21 protein-coding genes, 1 pseudogene and 1 riboswitch are annotated in these 26,105 nt (G+C 52.9%); of the genes and pseudogenes, 6 read left to right on the top strand and 16 right to left on the bottom strand.

All coding sequences use genetic code 11. The features are described from left to right. Positions 1 to 468 precede the first annotated feature (468 nt). Positions 469 to 2,058: a bifunctional phosphoribosylaminoimidazolecarboxamide formyltransferase/IMP cyclohydrolase gene (purH, locus tag FBY13_RS23060; protein ID WP_096011312.1), complete on the top strand. Its 1,590-nt coding sequence runs from the start codon at positions 469 to 471 to the stop codon at positions 2,056 to 2,058. Between the two features lie 16 nt (positions 2,059 to 2,074). Then, on the top strand, positions 2,075 to 3,355 hold the full coding sequence (gene purD / locus FBY13_RS23055; protein ID WP_145395244.1) for a phosphoribosylamine--glycine ligase: 1,281 nt from the start codon (positions 2,075 to 2,077) through the stop codon (positions 3,353 to 3,355). Positions 3,356 to 3,391: 36 nt separating this feature from the next. On the opposite strand, the gene FBY13_RS23050 is transcribed toward purD, so the two are convergent. The 6 genes from FBY13_RS23050 to nudC form a co-directional block, all read right to left on the bottom strand. Continuing rightward, complete coding sequence (locus FBY13_RS23050) at positions 3,392 to 4,054, bottom strand: DUF1481 domain-containing protein (protein WP_063877952.1); 663 nt, start codon at positions 4,052 to 4,054, stop codon at positions 3,392 to 3,394. 67 nt (positions 4,055 to 4,121) lie between these two features. Beyond that, positions 4,122 to 4,394 (bottom strand): nucleoid-associated protein HU-alpha, encoded by a 273-nt coding sequence (gene hupA / locus FBY13_RS23045; RefSeq protein WP_006121511.1) that lies wholly within the window; start codon positions 4,392 to 4,394, stop codon positions 4,122 to 4,124. A 188-nt stretch (positions 4,395 to 4,582) separates the two neighbouring features. After that, a complete protein-coding gene (locus FBY13_RS23040; RefSeq protein ID WP_063877951.1) occupies positions 4,583 to 5,173 on the bottom strand; it encodes a YjaG family protein in 591 nt (196 codons plus the stop codon). 62 nt (positions 5,174 to 5,235) lie between these two features. Continuing rightward, entirely contained in the window at positions 5,236 to 5,904 is a 669-nt protein-coding gene (gene nfi / locus FBY13_RS23035) for a deoxyribonuclease V (protein ID WP_145395243.1), read from the bottom strand. Then, on the bottom strand, positions 5,904 to 6,974 hold the full coding sequence (hemE, locus tag FBY13_RS23030) for a uroporphyrinogen decarboxylase (RefSeq protein ID WP_063877949.1): 1,071 nt from the start codon (positions 6,972 to 6,974) through the stop codon (positions 5,904 to 5,906). Before hemE ends, nfi begins: the two co-directional genes overlap by 1 nt. 40 nt (positions 6,975 to 7,014) lie before the next feature. Next, positions 7,015 to 7,785, bottom strand: a complete 771-nt coding sequence (gene nudC, locus FBY13_RS23025; protein ID WP_063877948.1) for an NAD(+) diphosphatase — start codon at positions 7,783 to 7,785, stop codon at positions 7,015 to 7,017. A gap of 197 nt (positions 7,786 to 7,982) precedes the next feature. Between nudC and FBY13_RS23020 the strand changes: the two genes are divergently transcribed. From FBY13_RS23020 to thiE, 3 genes are all read left to right on the top strand, one after another. Continuing rightward, positions 7,983 to 8,486, top strand: coding sequence for an Rsd/AlgQ family anti-sigma factor (locus tag FBY13_RS23020; RefSeq protein ID WP_063877947.1), 504 nt, complete (start codon positions 7,983 to 7,985; stop codon positions 8,484 to 8,486). Positions 8,487 to 8,668: 182 nt separating this feature from the next. After that, positions 8,669 to 8,768, top strand: a riboswitch (TPP riboswitch). An 85-nt stretch (positions 8,769 to 8,853) separates the two neighbouring features. Further along, the gene (gene thiC / locus FBY13_RS23015; protein ID WP_145395242.1) at positions 8,854 to 10,776 is read left to right on the top strand and encodes a phosphomethylpyrimidine synthase ThiC; all 1,923 of its coding nucleotides are present in this window, start codon (positions 8,854 to 8,856) and stop codon (positions 10,774 to 10,776) included. Beyond that, positions 10,777 to 11,409 carry a thiamine phosphate synthase gene (gene thiE / locus FBY13_RS23010; RefSeq protein ID WP_145395241.1) on the top strand — a complete coding sequence of 211 codons (633 nt, stop codon included), beginning with the start codon at positions 10,777 to 10,779 and terminating at the stop codon, positions 11,407 to 11,409. A 114-nt stretch (positions 11,410 to 11,523) separates the two neighbouring features. Here thiE and FBY13_RS23005 read toward each other — a convergent pair whose 3' ends face one another. Then, positions 11,524 to 13,056: a PLP-dependent aminotransferase family protein gene (locus FBY13_RS23005; RefSeq protein ID WP_145395240.1), complete on the bottom strand. Its 1,533-nt coding sequence runs from the start codon at positions 13,054 to 13,056 to the stop codon at positions 11,524 to 11,526. Positions 13,057 to 13,230: 174 nt separating this feature from the next. On the opposite strand from FBY13_RS23005, the gene FBY13_RS23000 reads away from it, so the two are divergent. Next, positions 13,231 to 13,410, top strand: a complete 180-nt coding sequence (locus tag FBY13_RS23000) for a DUF1127 domain-containing protein (protein WP_096011318.1) — start codon at positions 13,231 to 13,233, stop codon at positions 13,408 to 13,410. Positions 13,411 to 13,469: 59 nt separating this feature from the next. Here the strand turns inward: FBY13_RS23000 and rpoC are convergent, their stop codons facing one another. From rpoC to tuf, 9 genes and pseudogenes are all read right to left on the bottom strand, one after another. Continuing rightward, complete coding sequence (rpoC, locus tag FBY13_RS22995; RefSeq protein WP_063877942.1) at positions 13,470 to 17,693, bottom strand: DNA-directed RNA polymerase subunit beta'; 4,224 nt, start codon at positions 17,691 to 17,693, stop codon at positions 13,470 to 13,472. 118 nt (positions 17,694 to 17,811) lie between these two features. Beyond that, positions 17,812 to 21,840, bottom strand: coding sequence for a DNA-directed RNA polymerase subunit beta (gene rpoB, locus FBY13_RS22990; RefSeq protein WP_109718354.1), 4,029 nt, complete (start codon positions 21,838 to 21,840; stop codon positions 17,812 to 17,814). Between the two features lie 330 nt (positions 21,841 to 22,170). After that, the gene (rplL, locus tag FBY13_RS22985; protein WP_009092660.1) at positions 22,171 to 22,533 is read right to left on the bottom strand and encodes a 50S ribosomal protein L7/L12; all 363 of its coding nucleotides are present in this window, start codon (positions 22,531 to 22,533) and stop codon (positions 22,171 to 22,173) included. Positions 22,534 to 22,596: 63 nt separating this feature from the next. Then, positions 22,597 to 23,094, bottom strand: a complete 498-nt coding sequence (rplJ, locus tag FBY13_RS22980; protein WP_003848098.1) for a 50S ribosomal protein L10 — start codon at positions 23,092 to 23,094, stop codon at positions 22,597 to 22,599. A 425-nt stretch (positions 23,095 to 23,519) separates the two neighbouring features. Further along, positions 23,520 to 24,224 (bottom strand): 50S ribosomal protein L1, encoded by a 705-nt coding sequence (gene rplA / locus FBY13_RS22975; RefSeq protein WP_063877940.1) that lies wholly within the window; start codon positions 24,222 to 24,224, stop codon positions 23,520 to 23,522. A 3-nt stretch (positions 24,225 to 24,227) separates the two neighbouring features. Then, positions 24,228 to 24,656, bottom strand: a complete 429-nt coding sequence (gene rplK, locus FBY13_RS22970) for a 50S ribosomal protein L11 (protein WP_006121495.1) — start codon at positions 24,654 to 24,656, stop codon at positions 24,228 to 24,230. A 148-nt stretch (positions 24,657 to 24,804) separates the two neighbouring features. After that, entirely contained in the window at positions 24,805 to 25,350 is a 546-nt protein-coding gene (gene nusG, locus FBY13_RS22965) for a transcription termination/antitermination protein NusG (protein ID WP_003848088.1), read from the bottom strand. A 1-nt stretch (position 25,351) separates the two neighbouring features. Next, positions 25,352 to 25,735, bottom strand: coding sequence for a preprotein translocase subunit SecE (secE, locus tag FBY13_RS22960; protein ID WP_014606967.1), 384 nt, complete (start codon positions 25,733 to 25,735; stop codon positions 25,352 to 25,354). 229 nt (positions 25,736 to 25,964) lie between these two features. Continuing rightward, a pseudogene (gene tuf / locus FBY13_RS22955) lies at positions 25,965 to 26,105 on the bottom strand (elongation factor Tu); the annotation flags it as partial.

The following is a 26,105-nucleotide window of genomic DNA, read 5'->3' as shown; positions in this document are numbered from 1 at the left end:
TGCGAACAGCGGGTTAACCGTCTGTCGCGAGGTGGCGTATATTACGCTTTCCTCCTTCAGAGTCAACCTCTTTTTCAGAAGTTTTTCTCCGGCGGTTCAGTTTCCTGAACCTCTCAACACCGCATTCCGTAAGCCGTTGTGCCGTGTCGATGGAGGCGCATTATAGGGAGTTCTCTCAGGCTGACAAGGGCTAAATTCAATAAAAATGACCGTTCGCTGCATTCCACAGCAAAACCCCACTTTATACGCAGTTACACACAAAGTTATCCACATTCCTGGAAGCGTTAAATTTAGACGAGCATCACGCAAACGTTTTCGCTACAATGCCCCGCAACGCAATGGATGCCCCTTTTCGGGGCGTTACCTGAAGTTTTTACGCTTTTGCTTCTCTATATAGAGAGAAGTGAGCACGCAAGCTTGATGTAACGCTCTTATTTACGCGAATCAAAGCCAAGGGATAAAACCACCATGCAACAACCTCGTCCTTTACGCCGCGCCCTGCTCAGTGTTTCTGATAAAGCCGGCATCCTCGAATTTGCTCAGGCACTCTCCCAGCGCGGTGTTGAGCTACTCTCCACAGGTGGTACCGCTCGCCTGCTGGCAGAGGCGGGACTGCCCGTCACCGAAGTGTCTGACTACACCGGTTTCCCGGAAATGATGGATGGACGCGTTAAAACACTGCACCCAAAAGTACACGGCGGTATTTTAGGACGTCGTGGGCAAGATGATGCCGTAATGGCGCAGCACGCTATCAGCCCTATCGATATGGTGGTCGTAAACCTTTATCCCTTTGCCCAAACCGTCGCAAAGCCGGATTGTTCACTGGAAGACGCTGTCGAAAATATTGATATTGGCGGCCCAACGATGGTGCGTTCGGCAGCCAAAAACCACAAAGACGTAGCCATTGTGGTTAAGAGCAGCGACTACCAGGCCATTATCGCCGAGCTGGACGCCAACCAGAACTCGCTCACGCTCGAAACCCGTTTCGATCTGGCGATTAAAGCTTTTGAACATACCGCCGCGTACGACAGCATGATCGCCAACTATTTTGGCAGCCTGGTCCCGGCTTATCATGGCGAAACCAGCCAACCTGCAGGCCGCTTCCCGCGGACTCTCAATCTTAACTTCATTAAAAAGCAGGATATGCGCTATGGCGAGAACAGCCATCAGGACGCGGCCTTCTATATAGAAGAAGATGTGCAGGAAGCATCAGTCGCTACCGCCAGGCAGGTGCAGGGCAAAGCGCTGTCTTATAACAACATCGCGGATACCGATGCCGCGCTTGAGTGCGTGAAAGAGTTTGTTGAGCCCGCCTGCGTTATTGTCAAACATGCTAACCCTTGTGGTGTCGCTGTGGGCGAGTCCATTCTGGCGGCTTACGAGCGCGCTTATCAGACTGACCCCACTTCTGCCTTCGGCGGCATTATTGCCTTTAACCGCGAACTGGATGAGGCTACCGCAAAGGCCATCATCAGTCGGCAGTTTGTTGAAGTCATCATCGCCCCTGCAGCAACGGAAGCTGCGCTGAAAATTACGGCGGCTAAACAGAACGTCCGCGTTCTGGTATGCGGTAAATGGCAAGGTCGGGTCGCCGCCCTTGATTTCAAACGTGTGAACGGAGGTTTGCTGGTTCAGGATCGCGATCTCGGTATGGTCGATGCCAGCCAGCTACGCGTGGTAAGTCAGCGCCAGCCTTCAGAGCAGGAGTTGCGTGACGCGCTGTTCTGCTGGAAAGTAGCCAAATTCGTTAAGTCTAACGCGATTGTCTATGCACGAGACAACATGACCATCGGCATTGGTGCCGGACAGATGAGCCGCGTCTACTCAGCCAAAATTGCAGGCATTAAAGCCGGTGATGAAGGTCTGGAAGTGAAAGGGTCCGCGATGGCTTCCGATGCTTTCTTCCCGTTCCGCGACGGCATTGATGCCGCTGCTGCCGTGGGCGTCAGCTGTGTGATTCAGCCGGGCGGTTCTATTCGCGACGATGAAGTCATTGCGGCAGCCGATGAGCATGGCATTGCCATGATCTTTACCGATATGCGTCACTTCCGCCATTAATTCTGTGGAGCGTTTTATGAAAATTTTAATCATTGGTAACGGCGGACGTGAACACGCACTGGCCTGGAAGGCAGCACAGTCGCCGCTGGCGGAAACCGTTTTTGTTGCACCGGGCAATGCAGGCACCGCACTGGAACCCGCGTTGCAGAACGTCGACATTGCACCAACCGATATTCCTGCCTTACTGGCCTTCGCCCAGCGTGAACAGATCGATCTCACCATCGTTGGCCCTGAAGCGCCGCTGGTGTCAGGTGTCGTTGATGCGTTCCGTGCGGCGGGCTTAAAAATCTTTGGCCCGACCCAGGCCGCCGCGCAACTGGAAGGATCTAAAGCCTTTACCAAGGACTTCCTGGCACGTCATAACATACCGAGTGCGGAGTACCAGAATTTTACAGAGGTCGCCCCTGCGCTGGCTTATCTTCGTGAAAAGGGTGCGCCGATTGTCATCAAAGCCGACGGACTGGCAGCCGGTAAAGGTGTCATTGTGGCAATGACGCTGCAGGAAGCAGAAGACGCCGTGCACGATATGCTGGCAGGCAATGCGTTTGGTGACGCGGGACACCGTATTGTTATTGAAGAGTTCCTGGACGGCGAAGAAGCCAGCTTTATTGTGATGGTTGATGGCGAGAACGTGTTGCCGATGGCCACCAGCCAGGATCATAAACGTGTGGGTGACGGCGATACCGGACCGAACACCGGGGGAATGGGCGCGTATTCCCCTGCCCCGGTTGTAACCGATGCGATCCACCAGCGCGTAATGGATCAGGTTATCTGGCCAACCGTGCGCGGCATGGCGGCAGAAGGCAACGTTTATACTGGTTTCTTATATGCCGGGCTGATGATCGATCAGGCGGGTCAGCCGAAAGTGATCGAATTCAACTGCCGCTTCGGCGATCCAGAAACGCAGCCTATCATGCTGCGCCTGCAGTCGGATCTGGTGGATCTCTGTCTGGCGGCCTGCGACGGAAAGCTAGACCAGAAGGATTCCCAATGGGACCCGCGTCCATCGCTTGGTGTGGTGCTGGCCGCTGGCGGCTATCCCGGTCACTACAATAACGGCGATCACATTCACGGTCTGCCGCTGGAAGAGGCTGCCGACGGCAAAGTTTTCCACGCTGGGACTCGCCTTGAAGACGATCGGGTGCTGACCAACGGCGGGCGCGTTTTGTGCGTCACCGCCTTAGGCGACGATGTCGCTGCGGCACAGAAACGGGCTTACGAACTGGCTAAACCGATTTCCTGGCAAGGCAGCTTCTGCCGACGCGATATCGGCTATCGTGCAATTGACCGTAAATAAAGAACGAAGGGGCACCCAGTGCCCCTTTTTACTGTCTCAGAAGTCTGCCTCTTCAGGCGCATCTGCACACTCATCTTTTTGACTGACACGCAGTAGCTGCACGCCTTCAGGGGCTTCCAGCCACGAAATCATCAACGGTCCCGTCTTATTGCTGCGGTAATGTGTTAGCGTCTGCAGGGCATAACTGTCAAAAGCAGGCGTCACCTGCTGGCCCTCACAGGTTTCCACAGCCCTTCCGCCTGACCAGTGCCCCTGTTTCAAGAACACACGACCACTTAACAGCGCATCGCTGACTTCGCGCATACGTTGTGCATCGAACTTGTAAAGCTCCACTGCATCTGGACTGACTGCCTCACGGCGCGTCGCGAGCTGGCGCTGCATGAAATTAAGGCTGCCATTTTGATCAAAGCGTAAGGTGACGTCGTCTGGCTTATCGCCTTTGACCTGACGCTCTACGCTGATTAAGTCATCCCCAAGCCAGCGATAATCAGTAATTTCACTTTTTTCACTGTTGAACGGATTGTACAGCGTACGAATATGTACCGAATGATGATCGGTATTTTTGCGCCAGATACGTACACTGCCGCGATCGGCAAGGTAACCGCTGGCCGAGAAAGCCGGGATGTCGGGGGTTGAGCTGCACCCGATAATCAGTGAGGAGAGGAACAGGGCAGATAATCGCTGGAACAGCGTAGTCATGGTGGCTGGCCCTTAAACAAAAGGGGCGAAATCGCCCCTGTTTAAAACGTTACCGCAATGCGACGTCTTACTTAACGGCGTCTTTCAGAGCTTTACCAGACACGAATGCAGGTACGTTTGCCGCAGCGATTTTGATTTCTTTGCCAGTCTGTGGGTTACGACCGGTACGCTCAGCGCGGTGGTTCACTTTAAAAGTACCAAAACCAACCAGTTGTACAGCATCACCCTCTTTCAGAGACTCGGTGATTGCAGCCAGAGTAGATTCCAGCGCTGCCTTAGCCTGGGTTTTAGACAGGTCAGCTTTTTCTGCGATCACATCAATCAGTTGAGTCTTGTTCATAAGTTATCCTTAAAGTGTATTTATCGCTTGCTAAGCAACGAGTGCGAGGGAAAAGCCGGCTTCGGGCACTCTTCAGCCTGCACGCACCGATAGCCACAATTTTCAGCCCCCCAAATGTAGACCAGACAGGGGGCTGATGTGAAGCCTCCAGGCGCGCTAATTAAGGCCTGAAGTCACGTTTTCTCGCCTTATTGCTGAATTTTTATACCGATGTTACTAATTCCCGCTTCACGCAGGTCGGATCGCAGACCTTTTATCAATTCAAGGTCTCGCTCTTCACAATCCGCGAGCAGGCGAAAAATCTCCCATTGCAGGTCCCATTCGTCGATGACAGCCGGATTTTCTCGCAGCTCTTCATCGGTCATTTCGCGACCTTCGTGAGTCATTTCCAGAATGGCAACGGTGGTGATCGAAGTCTTACTGACTTCAATCGCATGCTCAAGCGTTTCACCGCTTAACTGCGAGTGCAGGACTTCACTCAATGCAACGCAGGCATCAATTGCCGGATACACACCGTATACCTCAAACGCATCACCATCGGGAATCGCTGCTTCAAGCTTTTCCAGTTGGCTGTCAAAATTGATCTTTGCGTCTTTTACCGTCAGCGTTTCCCAAATCAGGTCCAGGATACGGCGGTAAAGGGCAGGATCGGCAAACTCGGTTTGCTGGCAAAAAGCCACGTAGTTGGGATACATGCGCTCGCACAGGCAAGCCATAAACGTCAGATGTTGCCAGCTTTCCAGCTTGGTCAGACGCAGATGCACAGGGTTTTGTAACATACACAGAGCTCTTATTCATTTCGCTGGCGGCAGTGTAACGCAAAAGCGCCATACAAACAGTGTTAAAGCGCGCTTTGCCAGCGCAGAAATGCGGGGCGTTGGGATGCCACAGCATCCGCCCAGCGGGTAGGTTCCGGTAAACGGTATCCCTGTGTACACTTTTCGACCAACTGCAGGGCGCTGTCCAGACTGACGCGGTGTCCGGTGGCCACAAACAGCGGATTACAGCGCGCCTTGCTGCGCCATACCCAGCCAATTTGCTCACCTTTGTCCACTAACGGCTGGCGACTGCCGGGGGTTTCATCCAACGCCTCAAAGCGCCCGCACAGACGTTTTTTCGCGACGCCGATAGTGGGGACATCGACCATCAACCCAAAATGCGAAGCCACACCGAGCCGGCGTGGATGTGAAATGCCATGACCATCGACAAATAACAGGTCGGGCTTCTGCTCCAGCATGTTCCATGCCGCCAACAGCGCCGGATACTCACGGAAAGAGAGGAAACCGGGAATGTAAGGCATGGTGGTGTCAATGCGCGCGATGCGATGCTCCACCAGCTTCAGGGACGGGTATTCAAGAATGACCAGCGCAGCACGCGTGACTGCACCTTCCTGCTCAAAACCGACGTCTGCGCCACCGATAAAGCGTGGCGGCAGTACGTCAAAATCATCCTGCCGCACGACCTCTGCGGCACGCTGTAATTGCTCCGCGCGGAGTGCAGCGATATCCATTAAGACTCCTGATGATACGGGCGTGAGAGCCGGTGCACCGCCTCAACAAATACACCTGCGTGCTCTGGCGGCACATCCTGATGGATGCCGTGCCCAAGATTGAAGACGTGGCCTTCGCCCTTGCCGAACCCGTCCAGGATCGTAGCGACTTCCTGCTCAATTCGCGCGGGCGGTGCGTAGAGCATGGATGGGTCCATGTTGCCCTGCAAAGCGACTTTGTGGCCAACGCGACGACGGGCTTCGCTGATATCGATCGTCCAGTCCAGACCAAGTGCGTCACAGCCCGTCTCGGCAATCGCTTCCAGCCATTGCCCGCCATTTTTGGTAAACAAGGTGATCGGCACGCGACGGCCTTCGTTTTCATGTAGCACGCTGTCGACAATTTTATGCATGTAGTAAAGCGAGAACTCACGATAGTCGTTCCCGGTTAACACGCCGCCCCAGGTGTCAAATACCATCACCGACTGCGCACCGGCGCGAATCTGGGCATTGAGATAGAGAATGACGCTGTCAGCCAGCTTATCCAGCATGGCGTGCAGCGTGGCCGGCTCGGCGTACATCATTTTTTTAATTTTGGTGAAGGCTTTGCTACTTCCCCCTTCAACCATGTAGGTCGCCAGTGTCCACGGGCTACCTGAGAAGCCAATTAAAGGCACCTCGCCATTGAGATTTTTACGGATGGTGCGCACCGCGTTCATCACGTAACCCAGTTCCTGTTCAGGATCGGGTACGGGCAGGCGATCGACATCGGCACGGCACGTTACTGGATTAGAGAAACACGGGCCTTCACCCGTTTCGAAGTACAGCCCTAACCCCATGGCATCAGGAATGGTGAGAATATCACTGAAGAGGATTGCCGCATCCAGCTTGAAGCGACGCAGGGGTTGGAGGGTGACTTCGCAGGCCAGTTCGGCATTCTTGCATAGCGACATAAAATCACCCGCCTGGGCGCGCGTCGCTTTATATTCCGGCAAATAACGCCCGGCTTGCCGCATCATCCATACGGGGGTGACATCTACAGGCTGGCGTAACAGGGCGCGCAAATAACGGTCGTTCTTCAGTTCACTCATGTCAGGACTCTCTCGGTATCAAGCGAGTAGTGTAGCACTCTCACGCCTCAGCGCGGCAGAGGGCCACGGTATCTTCAATTAATCGGCGGGCAACGGTACCGGGCGGAGGAAGTAACGGCAGCGCATCAAAGCGGAACCAGCCGGCATCCAGCAGCTCTTTACCGTCATGCTGTAACTCACCGCCATCATATTCCGCCATAAAGGCCATCATCAGGGATTGCGGAAAGGGCCAGGGTTGCGATGTAACATAGCGAACATTCCTGACACGCACATTGCTTTCTTCCATCACCTCACGCGCGACAGCCTGTTCAATGGTTTCACCGACCTCAACAAACCCGGCCAGCACAGTGTAAATGTTATTACGATGGCGCGCATGATTAGCCAGCAGGATCTCGTCCCCCCGGCGAATCGCAACGATAATGCAGGGCGCAATTTGTGGATAGTAACGTTCACGACAGTGACTGCACAGACAGGCAAACTCACGCTTGCTGGGGTGCATCTCATGACCACAGTAGCCACACCAGCGATGAGAGCGATAAAACTCGGCCAGTTGTACACCGCGCCCCGCCAGCTGAAATAGCGCCGGATCTTCGTTAAGCAACTGCCGCAGCGACAGCATATCCTCTGAACGTGCTTCGCAAACCAGCCAGACTTTCTCACTCTGCCATTCGCCGATAACGCGTCCCTGATGGCCTGTCAGGCCAAACTGTTGCGCATTACCGTGAGGGAGATCCCCTTGCGGTAACCAAATTTTCTGTTCACTGCTGACAATCCACCATCCAGCGTCTACGCTTGAAATTTCGCATTGCATTTATTTCGTCATCCTTAGCGTCAACCCGCACGCTGAAGTCCCGATGTTAAGTGTGTAGATGAACAACTATACCCAAATAATTCTGGTTGCAAGACGACAGCACGCTTATTTATCCCCGACTGGCTCGTGGAGAACAAGCGCAATTGACGCATCGCTAATCTGAAATATGAAGGTGCATAACTCATACGGAGTTAACTATGCTCAACCAGTTAGACGTTCTGACCAAACGCGTAGGTGGCAGTAATGAACTGGTAGATTCATGGCTGGCCGCTCGCCGCCAGCTATTGGTTTCTTATTATCATTTGGTCGGTATTAAGCCAAAGAAAGAGGCACTGACTCGTCTGGATGAACAGGCGCTTGATAACTTTTGCCATAATCTGGTCGATTACCTGTCATCAGGCCACTTTAGTCTTTACCAACGCCTGATCGGTGAAATGGACGGCACCAGCCCGTTGCTGGCCGCCACGCAGATTTATCCCTCGCTGGAAGCCAACACCGAAAAACTGATGCAATTGTATGACGGGCATCTTCAGCAGGCGATTGATGACGATAACTATGTCACCTTTCAGAATGCCCTCTCAGAGGTGGGTGAAGCCCTTGAAGGACGCTTTACCCTTGAGGACAAGTTAATTCAGATGGCATGGGATAACCACCTTACCCCGCCCGTGGCTAACGACAGCGAAATTGCCCGCCCTGCCTAAAACCTCATCGATTGTAAAAGACTTGTGATTAGTAAAAAGCCCCCTTATGCTGAGTGGGCTTTAAACGTAATGCCTAATGTAGTCGGTGTTTTACGGTTGAAACGTTACCTACACGTCCTGCTCTCGTTATCGGTTATTTACAGGTAAGGCAGCGCAGGCGTCGTCGCGTAAAGCGTTAAAACCACATCTTGTCGGAGTGCCCTCTGGGCTGAGACCGTTAATTCGGGATCCGCGGAACCTGATCAGGTTAGAACCTGCGAAGGGAACAAGAGTAAATTTATACGGTACGCCACCGGATGGTGCCAGCAGTGCCGTTACTCCTTCCGAACTCCGGACAAGCAACCTTCCCACTTACTGGAATATTGCTATGTCTACTGCGAAAACGACCCGTCGCGAACAACGTGCTCAGGCACAGGAATTTATTGATTCTCTTCAGGGCGGCAGCGCCTTTCCCAACTCAAAACGTATCTGGCTCACCGGCAGTCGCGACGATATTCGTGTCCCGATGCGGGAAATTCAACTCAGCCCTACCCTGATCAGCGGCAGTAAAGACGCGCCTGTTTATGAGGAGAATGAGCCCGTACCGATTTATGATACGGCGGGCGCCTATGGCGATCCGGCAGCACAAATCGATGTTCATCGCGGGCTGGATAAACTGCGCGCGCGCTGGATTGAAGAACGTAATGACAGCGAGAATCTGATGCAAATCAGCTCAGCCTACACGCAGCAGCGGCTGGCCGATGACGGGCTGGATCATCTCCGTTTTGAACACCTGCCAACGCCGCGTCGCGCTAAAGCCGGCCGCTGCGTGACCCAGTTGCACTATGCACGCCAGGGCATTATCACGCCGGAGATGGAATTTATCGCGCTGCGGGAAAATATGGGCCGGGAACGCATCCGTGGTGAAGTGCTGTTACAACAGCATCCGGGGCACAGCTTTGGCGCGCATTTGCCGGAAAATATTACACCTGAGTTTGTGCGTCAGGAAGTGGCAACCGGACGCGCCATCATCCCGGCGAATATCAATCATCCTGAATCCGAACCCATGATCATTGGGCGTAACTTTCTGGTGAAGGTAAATGCGAATATTGGCAACTCCGCCGTGACCTCCTCCATTGAGGAAGAGGTGGAAAAGCTGGTGTGGTCAACCCGTTGGGGCGCGGATACCGTTATGGACCTCTCTACAGGGCGCTACATCCATGAAACCCGCGAATGGATTTTGCGTAACAGCCCGGTGCCGATCGGTACAGTCCCGATCTATCAGGCGCTTGAGAAAGTTAACGGTGTAGCAGAAGACCTGAACTGGGACACCTTCCGTGATACCTTGCTGGAACAGGCTGAACAGGGCGTGGATTATTTTACTATCCATGCTGGGGTGCTGTTGCGCTATGTCCCCATGACCGCGAAACGCCTGACCGGCATCGTCTCTCGTGGTGGGTCCATTATGGCGAAGTGGTGCCTGTCGCATCACAAAGAGAGCTTTCTCTATGAGCACTTCCGCGACATCTGTGAAATTTGTGCTGCTTATGATATTTCGCTGTCGCTGGGAGACGGTCTGCGTCCGGGATCAATTCAGGATGCCAATGACGACGCGCAGTTTGCAGAACTGCACACCTTGGGTGAGCTGACAAAAATCGCCTGGGAATACGATGTACAGGTCATGATTGAAGGCCCCGGTCATATTCCCATGCAAATGATCCGTCGCAACATGACTGAACAGCTGGAACACTGTCATGAAGCGCCGTTTTACACCCTGGGTCCACTGACCACCGATATTGCTCCGGGTTACGATCATTTTACCTCTGGCATTGGTGCGGCAATGATTGGCTGGTTCGGTTGCGCCATGCTCTGCTATGTCACGCCGAAAGAGCACCTGGGTCTGCCGAATAAAGACGATGTGAAACAGGGTTTGATTACCTACAAGATCGCCGCGCACGCCGCCGATCTGGCAAAAGGCCATCCGGGGGCGCAGATCCGCGACAACGCCATGTCGAAAGCGCGTTTTGAGTTTCGCTGGGAAGATCAGTTTAATCTTGCGCTGGACCCCCATACGGCACGCGCTTATCACGACGAAACCCTGCCGCAGGAATCAGGTAAGGTTGCGCACTTCTGTTCCATGTGCGGCCCCAAATTTTGCTCAATGAAAATTACCCAGGAAGTACGCGACTATGCCGCGAAGCAGGAAGCAGAAGCCCAGGCGATTGAAGTGGGGATGGCAAAGATGTCAGATAATTTTCGTGAGCGCGGCGGTGAGCTCTATCATCCCGCAACCGCTCTTAAGGAGGAATAAATGGACGCCTTTCCCGCCACCGCACCACGCTTAGGGCTGTATCCGGTTGTCGACAGCGTTGAATGGATTGAACGTCTGTTAGACGCCGGTGTGCGAACCCTTCAGCTTCGGATCAAGGATCAGCCCGATGAGGTGGTTGAACCCTTTATTATTCGGGCTATCGCCGCAGGTAAGCGCTATCAGGCACGTCTGTTTATCAATGATTACTGGCAGTTGGCGATTAAACATCAGGCTTATGGCGTTCATCTGGGCCAGGAGGATTTAGACGTCGCGAATCTTCAGCAGATTTTGCACGCTGGCTTGCGACTGGGGCTGTCAACCCATGACGATGCGGAGCTGGATCGGGCGCTGGCGCTGCGCCCTTCTTACATTGCTCTGGGGCACATCTTCCCCACGCAGACGAAAGCGATGCCTTCTTCTCCGCAAGGGCTGGCTGAACTTAAACGCCATTTGGGTCGGCTGGCGGGCATTTCTACTGTCGCGATCGGTGGCATCAGCATTGCCCGTGCACCTGAGGTCTTAGCCACCGGCGTCGGCAGCATTGCGGTGGTGAGCGCGATTACCCAGGCAGAAGACTGGCAGGAAGCCACGCGTATTCTGCTGCAGCTTGCCGAGCCTGAAACCGCGCATTAACTGGCGTTATCGCGCAAAAATACGCGCAGTCAGTGCAATCGGTAGATAAAAACTGGAAAGCCGCGCACGGCAATTCATATTGCTGCTGGCGCGGTTTTTTAATGCCCTTTAAAGTCACAGGCGTCCAGCAGGGATTGCCGGACCAGGGCCAGCCTCCTCCTCTTTCTGGCCCTGCTTCTCAACTGCAGGTTCAGAGAGATAAGGGACTGACTCCATCAATTTATCATGGGAGCAGGCTATGATTGCCTGCTCCACGGCCTTGCCGGTTATCGCCAGTGCCCGTTCGATGGTATCACTGGCGGGCAGCGCGTAATTCAGACGCAGGCAGTTACGATATTTGCCCGAGGCGGAAAACAGCGAGCCGACAGCAATCTGAATACCCGACTGGCGCAGCGTGTTATTAAGCTGCACCGCATCAAAGGCTTCTGGCAGTTCAATCCACATCAGAAAGCCGCCCTGAGGCCGCGTAACGCAGATCCCACAAGGAAAATAGTGCCTGACCCAGCAAATAAAGGTTTCGTAGTTGTGCTGATAAACCTGACGCATCCGCCGTAAATGGGTCTGGTAGTGCCCCTGACGAATAAACTCTGCTACCGCATGCTGCGGCTGGGTCGCGGTGGAGCCGGTGCCGATATATTTCATATGCAGTACCCGATCGCGGTAGCGTCCCGGCGCAACCCAACCGACGCGTAAACCCGGTGCCAGCGTTTTGGAAAATGAACTGCACAGCAACACGCGCCCATCTTCATCCATAGATTTAATGGATGACGGTCGCGGGTACTCCCAGGCCAGTTCACCATACACATCGTCTTCAATAATCGCGGCGTCAAAACGTTGCGCCAGGGTCAGCAAGGCGCGCTTTCGCTTCTCGGGCATGATAAAGCCAAGCGGGTTATTACAGTTAGGCACCACTACGACAGCTTTAATTGGCCACTGATCAAACGCCAGCTCCAGCGCCTCAAGACTGATGCCCGTCACCGAATCCGTGGGGATCTCAATGGCGCGAATGCCAAAACCACGCAGCGTCTGCATAATGCCGTGAAAGGATGGAGATTCCACGGCGATGATATCGCCCGGCTGGCAGACAGCACGAACGGACACGGACAGTGCTTCATGGCAGCCGGTTGTTATCACAATGTCTTCAAGGGTAAGCTGGCAACCGCTGTCAATCATCAGTCGGGCGATCTGCTCCCGCAGGCAGGCTACACCATACAGATTATCGTAATTCAGCAGGTGACTTTCCTGCTTCTGAGCCTGTCGGCTAAAGGCTTTCCAGAGGGGTTTCAGGGTGGATTGTGTTAAATCCGGCATGCCGCTGCCCAACTGCAATATATCGTCTTCCAGCCGGCTGTTAAGCAGTTCAAATACCGCATCCCACTGGGTTATTTCTACGGGTCGTTGCACCGGTCGGGTCAGTGCCGGGATGGGCGGCATCGCCTTATGGGGCGCAACAAAGTAGCCTGAACGCGACTGTGGAACGATTAACTGTTTCTGCTCCAGCAAATAATACGCCTGTTGCACCGTGCTGATACTGACGCCGTGCTCAGCACTCAGACTCCGCACTGAAGGTAAACGTTCGCCGCTCCGATACAGCCCCTGCTCAATGCGCTTTTCCAGCAGCATGGCCAAATGTTGATATCGCGTCATTGTATGCCCTGTGAAAATTGACCGCCCCGTAAAGCAGTACAGATAGAGATTATTTCTACCATTCAGTTCGCCTGCAGCGCAATCTGTATGTTAAATATTTGCTTATCGTGCATCTGTATTGAAAATACGCACTGCGTGAAAATGTTTCTCAGATAAACAACTGAGGGCAGGATCATGGGATATGAAGAAAACCGCGCGGCCAGGCCATTTACGATAAGACCGTTTCGTTTCTTACGCCTCGTCTGGGGCAGCATCAGACGCTGGCAATGTCAGCGTGAAACCCGGGCTATTTTATCCCGGCTCAGTGACTGTCAATTAAAAGACATTGGGCTAGACCGAAACGATATCCGCTGATGATTCTAAGATAAAAAAAAACCCTGCCTGAGCAGGGTTTTTTATCGGGCGTTTGACGATTACTCGTCGTTTTTACCGCCCAGACCAGCGTTCAGCAATTCAGCCAGGCTTGCAGAGGCTTCATCCGCAGTAACCTGCGGTGCTACCGGTACTTCGCCTGCCGCTTTGCGGCGCATACGATCCTGATGATAAGCATAACCCGTACCGGCTGGGATCAGACGTCCCACGATAACGTTCTCTTTCAGACCGCGCAGTTCGTCGCGCTTGCCTGCCACTGCCGCTTCGGTCAGGACACGCGTGGTTTCCTGGAACGATGCCGCAGAGATGAACGATTCGGTTGCCAGTGACGCTTTGGTAATACCCAGCAGATCACGCATGAAGGTTGCGCCAACTTTTCCGTTCGCTTCAAGTTCACGGTTAGAGATCTTGATACGAGAGAATTCAGCCTGCTCACCTTCCAGGAACTCGGTACTGCCCGCGCTCATGATGGTCGCTTTACGCAGCATCTGACGAACGATAACTTCGATGTGCTTATCGTTAATCTTAACGCCTTGCAGACGGTAAACTTCCTGCACTTCGTTAGTGATGTAACGGGTAACCGCATGCACGCCACGCAAGCGCAGGATGTCATGTGGTGACTCAGGGCCATCGGAAACCACGTCACCGCGCTCAACACGTTCACCTTCGAACACGTTCAGCTGACGCCATTTCGGAATCATCTCTTCGTACGGATCGCTACCATCCAGCGGAGTAATGACCAGACGACGCTTGCCTTTCGTCTCTTTACCGAAGGAGATGATGCCGCTGATCTCCGCCAGAATAGCTGGCTCTTTCGGACGACGCGCTTCGAACAGGTCAGCAACGCGTGGCAGACCACCGGTAATATCCTTGGTACCGCCAGATTCCTGCGGAACACGCGCCAGGGTATCACCCGAGCTAATCTTCACGCCATCTTCTAACTGTACAATCGCTTTACCTGGCAGGAAGTACTGAGCTGGCATATCGGTACCAGGGATCAGGACATCGTTGCCGTTAGCATCAACGATTTTCAGGGCTGGACGCAGGTCTTTACCACCCGCGGTACGCTCGGCAGAATCCAGCACCACTAGCGATGACAGACCGGTAAGGTCGTCAGTCTGACGGGTAATGGTCTGACCGTCGATCATATCAGTGAAGCGAATGAAACCGCCCACTTCAGTGATAACCGGCATGGTATGTGGGTCCCAGTTTGCAACGGTTTCGCCCGCTGCAACCTGCTCACCATCACCTTTCGCCATGGCAGCACCGTAAGGAACTTTATAGCTCTCTTTCGTACGGCCAAATTCGTCGATCATTTTCAGTTCAACGTTACGCGAGGTGATAACCAGCTTACCTGCCGAGTTGGTTACCGACTTGGCATTGGTCAGCTTGATCGTACCTTTGTTCTTCACCTGAATGCTGGATTCAGCAGCCGCACGTGATGCTGCACCACCGATGTGGAACGTACGCATCGTCAGCTGTGTACCCGGCTCACCGATAGACTGTGCCGCGATAACACCGATTGCTTCACCTTTGTTGATGATGTGACCACGTGCCAGGTCGCGACCATAGCAATGTGCACACACACCAAAATCGGTTTCACAACCTACAACCGAACGTACCTTCACGCTGTCTACTGAGTTCAGTTCCAACACGTCACACCAGTGCTCATCAAGCAGCGTGTTACGTGGAACCAGAATGTCAGCAGTACCCGGCTTCAGGACGTCTTCTGCTGTCACACGACCCAGAACACGCTCACGCAGTGGCTCTTTTACGTCGCCACCTTCGATGACTGGCGTCATCATGATGCCTTCGTGCGTGCCACAGTCGTCTTCGGTGACAACCAGATCCTGCGCAACGTCAACCAGACGACGCGTCAGATAACCGGAGTTAGCCGTTTTCAGTGCGGTATCCGCCAGACCTTTACGTGCACCGTGCGTCGAGATGAAGTACTGGAGTACGTTCAGACCTTCGCGGAAGTTCGCGGTAATTGGCGTCTCGATGATTGAGCCATCTGGCTTAGCCATCAGACCACGCATACCGGCCAGCTGACGAATCTGTGCAGCAGAACCACGCGCACCGGAGTCGGCCATCATAAAGATACTGTTGAAGGAAACCTGACGCTCTTCCACGCCATCGCGGTTGATCACGAGTTCGGTAGAGAGGTTTTCCATCATCGCTTTAGCAACGCGTTCGTTGGCCGCAGCCCAGATATCGATCACTTTGTTATAGCGTTCACCCGCGGTCACCAGACCAGACTGGAACTGTTCCTGGATTTCAGCCACTTCTGCTTCCGCTTCGGTGATGATTTCCACTTTCTTCTCTGGGATAACCATGTCGTCGATACCCACAGACGCACCTGAACGTGCCGCATAGGCAAAGCCGGTGTACATGGTCTGGTCAGCAAAGATAACCGTTGGTTTCAGTCCCAGGATGCGGTAACAGGTGTTCAGCATCTTGGAGATCGCTTTCTTGCCCAGCGCCTGGTTGACGATGGAGAAAGGCAGACCTTTTGGCACGATCATCCACAGGATGGCGCGACCAATAGTTGTGTCGATGATGCTGGTTTTAGAAACCCACTCATCCTGCTCGTTTTTCTCGTGCTCAGTGATACGCACTTTAACGCGAGCGTGCAGCGAAGCGAGGCCAGCGCGGTAAACGCGTTCAGCTTCTTTCGGACCAGTCAGCACCATGCCTTCGCCTTTGGCGTTAACACAGTCGCGGGTCATGTAGTACAGACCCAGTACAACGTCCTGTGAAGGAACGATGATTGGCTCGCCGTTCGCAGGTGACAGGATGTTGTTGGTAGACATCATCAGCGCACGCGCTTCCAGCTGGGCTTCCAGCGTCAGCGGTACGTGAACAGCCATCTGGTCACCATCGAAGTCGGCGTTATAAGCCGCACAAACCAGCGGGTGCAGCTGGATAGCTTTACCTTCGATCAGGACGGGCTCAAATGCCTGGATACCCAAACGGTGCAGGGTTGGTGCACGGTTCAGCAGTACCGGGTGTTCGCGGATCACTTCGTCCAGGATATCCCAAACGACAGCTTCTTCACGCTCAACCATCTTCTTAGCGGCTTTGATGGTGGTGGCCAGGCCACGCAGTTCCAACTTGCCGTAGATGAACGGTTTGAACAGCTCCAGTGCCATTTTCTTCGGCAGACCGCACTGATGCAGACGCAGGTAAGGACCTACGGTGATAACAGAACGACCAGAGTAGTCAACACGCTTACCGAGCAGGTTCTGACGGAAACGACCCTGCTTACCTTTGATCATGTCAGCCAAAGATTTCAGAGGACGCTTGTTAGAACCCGTGATCGCACGACCGCGACGACCGTTATCCAGCAGGGCATCTACCGCTTCCTGCAGCATACGTTTTTCGTTGCGCACGATGATATCTGGCGCGGCCAGATCCAGCAGGCGTTTCAGACGGTTGTTACGGTTGATCACGCGGCGATACAGATCGTTCAGATCTGATGTCGCAAAGCGGCCGCCGTCCAGTGGTACCAGCGGACGCAGATCCGGTGGCAGGACTGGCAGCACGGTCAGGATCATCCACTCTGGCTTGTTACCAGACTGAACGAACGCTTCCAGCAGCTTGATACGCTTGGTCAGCTTTTTGCGTTTGGTCTCGGAGTTCGTTTCGTTCAGCTCTTCGCGCAGCTGTTCGCACTCTTGCTCCAGATCCATATTTTTCAGCAGTGCCTGAATCGCTTCTGCACCCATCTTCGCGTCAAATTCGTCACCGAATTCTTCCAGCGCATCCAGGTACTGCTCTTCAGTCAGAATCTGACGCTTCTCAAGGTTGGTCATGCCACCTTCGATAACGACATAAGATTCAAAATACAGCACGCGTTCGATGTCACGCAGTGGCATATCTAGCAGCAGGCCGATACGCGAAGGCAGTGACTTCAGGAACCAGATGTGTGCGGTAGGTGAAGCCAGCTCAATGTGGCCCATGCGCTCACGACGCACTTTAGTCTGGGTCACTTCAACGCCGCACTTCTCGCAGATCACACCACGGTGTTTCAGACGCTTGTACTTACCGCACAGGCATTCGTAATCTTTTACTGGCCCAAAGATACGGGCACAGAACAGACCATCGCGCTCTGGCTTGAAGGTACGATAGTTAATGGTTTCCGGCTTTTTCACTTCACCGAAAGACCAGGAACGGATCATGTCTGGCGATGCCAGCGCAATTTTGATCGCATCAAACTCTTCGGTTTTAGTTTGCGCTTTCAGAAACTTAAGTAAGTCTTTCACGGATTTGCTCCCGTCGGAGTGAGACTCAGGGGCGTCCAACCGAAATTGAACGCCCCATAACCAGTACAAATGCGAGCGCGTTAACCCTGCGCTTCCAGGCCAGGCCTGTTACTGAGGGTTACTCGTCTTCCAGCTCGATGTTGATACCCAGCGAACGAATCTCTTTCAACAGTACGTTGAACGATTCAGGCATGCCAGGTTCCATCTGATGGTTGCCATCCACGATGTTCTTATACATCTTGGTACGGCCATTAACGTCATCAGACTTAACGGTAAGCATTTCCTGGAGGGTATACGCAGCACCGTAAGCTTCCAGCGCCCATACTTCCATCTCACCGAAGCGCTGACCACCGAACTGTGCCTTACCACCCAGCGGCTGCTGAGTAACGAGGCTATAGGAACCGGTAGAACGTGCGTGCATCTTGTCATCAACCAGGTGGTTGAGTTTCAGCATGTACATATAACCCACGGTTACCTGACGTTCGAACTGCTCGCCCGTACGGCCATCAAACAGGGTAATCTGACCGGAAGAAGGCAGACCGCCAAGCTCTAACAGCTCTTTGATTTCGCTCTCTTTCGCACCATCAAACACCGGCGTGGCAATTGGCATACCTTTTTTCAGGTTCTCAGCCAGGCGCAGGACTTCGTCATCAGTAAAGGTATTCAGGTCAACTTTCTGACGCACATCAGTGCCCAGATCGTAAGCACGCTGGATGAATTCGCGCAGTTTGGCGACTTCTTCCTGCTTCTTCAGCATCGCGTTGATTTTCTCGCCGATACCTTTCGCTGCCATCCCCAGGTGAGTTTCAAGGATCTGACCGATGTTCATACGCGATGGTACGCCCAGCGGGTTCAGTACGATATCGACCGGCGTACCGTTCTCATCGTAAGGCATGTCTTCGATTGGGTTGATCTTAGAGATAACACCTTTGTTACCGTGACGACCCGCCATTTTATCACCAGGCTGGATCTGACGTTTAACGGCCAGATAAACCTTAACGATTTTCAGCACGCCAGGTGCCAGATCATCGCCTTGTGTGATTTTACGACGCTTACCTTCGAGTTTTTTCTCAAACTCGTGCTTCAGTTCGTCGTACTGCTCGGCCAGCTGTTCCAGCTGGTTTTGCTTGGCTTCGTCAGTCAGACCCAGTTCCAGCCAACGCTCACGCGGCAGCTTGTCCAGTTTGTCTGCTTCAACGCCACCCGAAATCAGAACAGACTGGATACGGCTAAACAGGCCCGCTTCCAGGATCTGCAGCTCTTCAGACAGGTCTTTCTTAGCCTGCTTCAGCTGCATCTCTTCGATTTCCAGCGCACGTTTGTCTTTTTCCACGCCATCGCGGGTGAAGACCTGAACGTCGATAACCGTACCGGAGACACCGTTAGGTACACGCAGAGAAGAATCTTTAACGTCAGACGCTTTCTCACCGAAGATCGCACGCAACAGTTTTTCTTCTGGTGTCAGCTGGGTTTCGCCTTTCGGCGTCACTTTGCCCACCAGAATGTCACCGCCGGTCACTTCAGCACCGATATAAACAATACCGGACTCATCCAGTTTAGAGAGTGCCGCTTCGCCCACGTTCGGGATATCAGCGGTAATCTCTTCTGGCCCCAGCTTGGTGTCACGAGACACACATGCCAGTTCCTGAATGTGGATGGTAGTGAAGCGATCTTCCTGAACCACGCGTTCGGAGACTAAGATGGAGTCTTCGAAGTTGTAACCATTCCACGGCATGAACGCGACGCGCATGTTCTGACCGAGCGCCAGCTCACCGAGATCGGTGGATGGGCCGTCAGCCAGCACATCACCACGTTCAACTGGCTCACCCAGAGACACACATGGCATCTGGTTGATACAGGTGTTCTGGTTAGAACGGGTGTATTTGGTCAGGTTGTAGATGTCGATACCCGCTTCGCCCGGATACATTTCGTCTTCGTTTACTTTGATAACGATACGAGATGCATCAACGTACTGAACGGTACCGCCACGTTTCGCAACCGCGGTAACACCTGAGTCAACGGCTACAGCACGCTCCATACCGGTACCTACCAGCGGCTTATCAGCACGCAGAGTAGGAACGGCCTGACGTTGCATGTTCGCACCCATCAGGGCGCGGTTGGCGTCATCGTGTTCCAGGAACGGGATCAGTGACGCACCGACAGAAACCACCTGCTGGGTGGAAACGTCCATGTAGTCAACCTGATCGCGGCTGAACAGACTTGATTCGCCTTTGCTACGGCAGGTGACCAGGTCATCAACGAACGCACCTTCTTCTGACAGGTTGGTGTTCGCCTGAGCGATAACGTAGTTACCTTCTTCGATTGCAGAAAGGTAATGAATTTCATCGGAAACCACACCGTCAATAACGCGACGATAAGGTGTTTCCAGGAAACCGTACTCGTTCGTCTGCGCGTACACAGACAAGGAGTTGATCAGACCGATGTTCGGGCCTTCAGGGGTTTCGATTGGGCAGACACGACCGTAGTGCGTTGGGTGTACGTCACGCACTTCGAAGCCGGCACGCTCACGGGTTAAACCACCCGGGCCGAGAGCAGAGATACGACGCTTGTGCGTAATCTCTGACAACGGGTTGTTCTGATCCATAAACTGAGACAGCTGGCTGGAACCAAAGAACTCTTTCACCGCCGCCGAAATGGGCTTGGCGTTGATCATGTCCTGTGGCATCAGCGTATCAAGATCGCCCAGAGAAAGACGCTCTTTCACTGCACGCTCAACACGTACCAGACCGACACGGAACTGGTTCTCAGCCATTTCACCGACTGAACGAATACGACGGTTACCGAGGTGGTCGATATCGTCCACTTCGCCTTTACCGTTACGGATGTCGATCAGTTTTTTCATCACTTCGATGATGTCTTCTTTGCTCAGGATACCTGAACCTTCGATTTCATCACGCAGCAACGAACGGTTAAACTTCATGCGGCCGACTGCAGAAAGATCGTAACGATCTTCAGAGAAGAACAGGTTCTCAAACAGGTTCTCTGCAGCTTCACGCGTTGGCGGCTCACCAGGACGCATCATGCGGTAGATCTCAACCAGCGCGCTCAGGCGGTCATTGGTTGGGTCAACGCGCAGCGTCTCGGAGATGTAAGGGCCGTGATCCAGATCGTTGGTGAACAGCGTTTCAATGCGCTTGTGACCAGACTGGCTCAGCTTCGCCAGCAGATCCAGCGACAGTTCCATATTCGCCGCGACGATCAGCTCACCGGTGTTCTCATCGATGTAGTCTTTAGCAACCACTTTGCCCGCGATGTATTCAACAGGCACTTCGATGTGTTGGATACCGTCTTTTTCCAGCTGACGAATATGACGCGCAGTGATGCGACGCCCTTTCTCAACGTAGACCGTGCCATTCGATTCAATATCGAAAGTCGCGGTTTCACCGCGCAGGCGCTCTGGCACCAGTTCCATCTGCAGCTTGTTGTCACGGATTTCGTACACCACTTTCTCGAAGAAGACGTCGAGGATTTGAGCAGTGGTGTAATGCAGTGCGCGCAGAATGATACTGGCCGGCAGCTTACGACGACGGTCAATACGGACGAAAAGGTTGTCTTTCGGGTCAAACTCGAAGTCGAGCCATGAACCACGGTAAGGGATGATACGTGCGTTATACAGCACTTTACCCGATGAGTGGGTTTTACCCTTATCGCTGTCAAAGAACACGCCAGGACTACGATGCAGCTGAGAAACGATAACACGTTCAGTACCGTTGATAACAAAGGTACCGTTGTCAGTCATGAGCGGAATTTCACCCATGTAGACTTCTTGTTCTTTAATGTCTTTTACAGTGCCTTCTGGCGCTTCGCGCTCATAGATCACCAGACGCAGTTTCACGCGTAGCGGTGCCGAGTAGGTCACGCCACGGATCTGACACTCTTTCACGTCAAAGACAGGTTCACCTAAGCGATAGCTGACATACTGCAACTCAGAATTGCCGCTGTAGCTCGCGATAGGGAATACAGAGCGGAATGCAGCTTCCAGTCCGTACTGACCTTCTGGATCTTGCTCGATAAACTTCTGAAACGAATCAAGCTGGATGGAAAGGAGATAAGGTATGTCCAAAACTTGTGGACGTTTACCAAAATCCTTACGAATACGTTTTTTCTCGGTATAGGAGTAAACCATAGGGTTCCTCAGCTAGCTGACAAGTCGACCCACGCTGTCCGTCCTGACAGGACAGTTCATGCAACACGATTTTGTTTGATTCACCTACTGCTTTGCAGTGTGTGCAATACCTCTTTCTATCACGCTTAAATCATTTCATTGCTTCAGCGTGGGCAGGGAACCCGCACGGGAAAGCAGTATATTAAGTCGTCGATAGAGAAAGATATTGAAGAGCAACAATGGACAAACAGTGTGAAACCCCATTGAGGCCCTGGAGCGCAAAAAGGCTGGTGACCAAAAAGCCACCAGCCATCAGTCTGAAACTACTCAGACTGCAACCCGAGGGTTGTCTTACTTAACTTCAACTTCAGCGCCAGCTTCTTTCAGAGCAGCTTCAAGTGCAGCTGCGTCATCTTTGCTGATGCCTTCTTTGATCACGCCAGTTGCTTCAACCAGATCTTTGGCTTCTTTCAGGCCCAGACCAGTTGCGGTACGTACGGCTTTGATAACTGCAACTTTGTTCGCGCCAACAGCTTTCAGAACGACGTCGAATTCAGTTTTCTCTTCAACAGCTTCAGCTGGGCCAGCAGCAACAGCTACAGCAGCAGCAGCAGAAACGCCGAATTTTTCTTCCATAGCAGAAACCAGCTCAACTACTTCCATTACGGACATAGCGGCAACGGCTTCCAGAATTTGGTCTTTAGTAATAGACATAACAATTGTTCCTAAGAATCAGAAAAAGTTTATACGTTAGCAAGTACGAAGAAAAGAGAGGCCTTAAGCCGCTTCTTTTGCATCGCGAACAGCAGCCAGAGTGCGAACCAGTTTGCCGGCAGCGGCTTCTTTCATGGTCGACATCAGACGTGCCAGTGCTTCTTCGTAGGTCGGCAGAGTTGCCAGACGGTCAATATTGGCCGCCGTGATCAGCTCACCTTCAAAGGCTGCAGCTTTGACCTCGAATTTTGCATTCGCTTTCGCGAAATCTTTGAACAGACGAGCAGCAGCGCCCGGGTGTTCCATAGAATATGCAATCAGGGTCGGACCAACAAACGTGTCTTTCAGGCACTCGAACTGAGTACCTTCAACGACGCGGCGCAGCAGGGTGTTACGAACAACACGCATGTAAACGCCAGCTTCACGACCTGCTTTACGCAGTTCGGTCATTTTATCAACGGTAACGCCACGAGAATCCGCAACAACCGCTGAAAGCGCACCTTTGGCTACTTCGCTGACTTCAGCAACAATCGCTTGTTTGTCTTGAAGATTTAATGCCATTAGCTTTAGCTCCTGGATTTGACCGGGGAAGGATTTCCCCGGAACTCACTTCACTTACTCGCCCGGAGGAAAATAAGCGCTATTACACGGTGAGCAGAATCCAGTTAAGAAAAATATCTTTTGGTTCTGTCACCGTCTACGCAGGGTATTAAGCATTACATCCGAGGATGTGCCGCTCCTGCGGTCTTGGACGGAGGCCAGGATAAGGCCTGGCTCCAACCTAAAATTTGGGTCGCGTGCCGCCACTCAAATTGCTATTGCGCCGACTGTCTTTATCCGCTTCCGTTGCACAGTTGACCATGCTCCGGGTAGCCGACTCAGCCACCGTCTTACCGCAATCTGAATCACGCACTTCGACGTCTGCACGAATGCAGAACAACGGGCGTAAGATTCTAGGTGAATTTTTCGCCCGTTTCAAGTAGCAATTAGTTTGCTACGGCAGTCAGACCAGCCTGGTCAACGGAAACACCCGCGCCCATGGTGGTAGAGATGCTGACTTTCTTGATATACACGCCTTTCGCCTGAGCAGGTTTGGCTTTTTTCAGCGCAACCAGCAGAGATTCCAGGTTTTCTTTCAATTTGTCAGCATCGAAGTCCACTTTACCGATGGTAGTGTGGATGATGCCGTTTTTGTCGTTACGATAACGAACCTGACCTGCTTTAGCGTTCTTAACCGCTTCAGCAACGTTAGGCGTTACAGTACCCACTTTCGGGTTTGGCATCAGGCCACGTGGACCCAGAATCTGGCCTAACTGGCCAACAACGCGCATTGCATCTGGAGATGCAATCACAACGTCAAAATTCATTTCGCCTTTCTTGATCTGATCGGCCAGGTCTTCCATACCTACCAGCTCAGCGCCAGCTGCTTTAGCAGCTTCAGCGTTTGCGCCTTGGGTGAAGACAGCTACACGTACTGAACGACCAGTACCGTGTGGCAGAACAGTCGCGCCGCGCACGTTCTGATCAGATTTACGTGCATCGATGCCGAGGTTAACGGCAACGTCAACGCTTTCTACGAACTTAGCGGTAGCCAGTTCTTTCAGTAAAGCGATTGCTTCAGCAATATCGTACTGCTTGGTCGCGTCAACTTTGTCGCGAATTACGCTCATGCGCTTGGTCAGCTTTGCCATTTCTTAGTCCTCTACAACCAGGCCCATGGAACGAGCAGTACCTTCGATTGAGCGAGTCATCGCTTCAACGTCGGAACCCGTCATGTCCGCAGCTTTAGTTTCTGCGATTTCACGTACCTGAGCACGAGTCACTTTACCGACTTTATCTTTATTCGGCTTACCAGAACCTGACTTGATGCCTGCTGCTTTTTTCAGCAGAACGGCAGCCGGAGGCGTTTTGGTAATAAAGGTAAAAGAACGGTCGCTGTATACGGTGATAACAACAGGCGTTGGCAGGCCTTTTTCCAGAGATTCGGTCTTCGCGTTAAACGCTTTACAGAATTCCATGATGTTAACACCCTGCTGACCCAGAGCTGGACCAACCGGTGGACTTGGGTTCGCCATACCAGCTGCAACCTGCAGCTTGACGTAGGCTTGTACTTTCTTAGCCATGATAATTCCTCAATTGGGTTATAGCGCCTGTAGAAGGCTCCCCGTGGTAACGATTTATACGCTGTTGCCAGCGCATAAAAACAAAAGGCGCGAAATTATAGTTAAATTTCGCGCCTGCTGCAACAGCCAAATTGTAAGTCGGGAAAGGTTAGCCTTTCTCTACCTGACCGAAGTCGAGTTCTACTGGTGTTGCACGTCCGAAGATGGACACAGAAACGGTCAAACGACTCTTCTCATAATCCACATCTTCTACCACACCGTTAAAGTCGGCAAATGGACCATCGTTGACACGTACCATTTCGCCTGGCTCGAACAGCGTTTTTGGACGCGGCTTATCACCCACCTGCTGCAGGCGGTTCATAATCGCATCAACTTCTTTATCGCTAATAGGTGCCGGGCGATCGGATGTACCGCCAATAAAGCCCATAACACGCGGAACGCTGCGTACCAGGTGCCAGCTGGCGTCATTCATCACCATCTGTACCAATACGTAGCCGGGGAAGAATTTGCGCTCGCTTTTACGGCGTTGACCACCACGGATCTCAACAACTTCTTCTGTAGGAACCATGACGTCGCCAAACAGCTCTTCCATGTTGTGCAATTTGATGTGCTCACGCAGCGACTGTGCTACGCGGCCTTCAAAACCGGAAAACGCCTGCACGACGTACCAGCGTTTCTTTGGAGCTTCAGACATCTCAGAACCTCAGGCCAGTGATAAACGATACCAGACGGACCAGAATACCATCCAGCCCCCACAAAATCAGTGACATCACGGCAGTAACCGCGGCAACGATTAACGTGGTATGCAGTGTTTCCTGGCGGGTTGGCCAGATAACTTTACGCATTTCGGTTCTTGCTTCACGTGCAAAGGCCACGGTTGCTTTGCCTTTCGTCGTCAAAAGCGCAATGCCGCCTGCTGCCGCAATCAGTACTACTACAGCCAACGCGCGCAAAGGCAGCGTCACGTCGCGATAGAGGTAGTTACCTACGATCGCCGCAAGCAGTAATAAGACTACCACTACCCACTTCAGCGCTTCGAGGCCGCGCCCGCTCCCTTGAGCTTCGGTATTCGCACTCATAAACCAACCTGCCACAATAATTCAGAAACTATTCTGCCCCGCATTGCGAGGCATCCAAACCGAATGAGCTTTTGGGGCGTAACTCGGTATCCAGCGCCACATAACAGAGCCTGTCTCAGCAATGATTATGGTTCACAATCACTGATGAGTCAGGTTCTATGTAACAGCGTACAAAAAGGGCATCAAATGATGCCCTTTCCACGTGCATTGCGTCAAATATTATCGGTAATTAAGCGATAACTTTGGCAACAACGCCCGCGCCAACGGTACGGCCACCTTCGCGGATTGCGAAGCGCAGACCTTCGTCCATTGCGATTGGGTGAATCAGGGTAACAACCATTTTGATGTTGTCGCCCGGCATGACCATCTC

It is taken from the genome of Pantoea sp. SJZ147 (genome assembly GCF_007828605.1).
GTDB classification, from domain to species: domain Bacteria; phylum Pseudomonadota; class Gammaproteobacteria; order Enterobacterales; family Enterobacteriaceae; genus Pantoea; species Pantoea allii.
The sequence above is the reverse complement of the archived record's forward strand: the minus strand, read 5'-3'. Positions and strand labels throughout refer to the sequence as shown.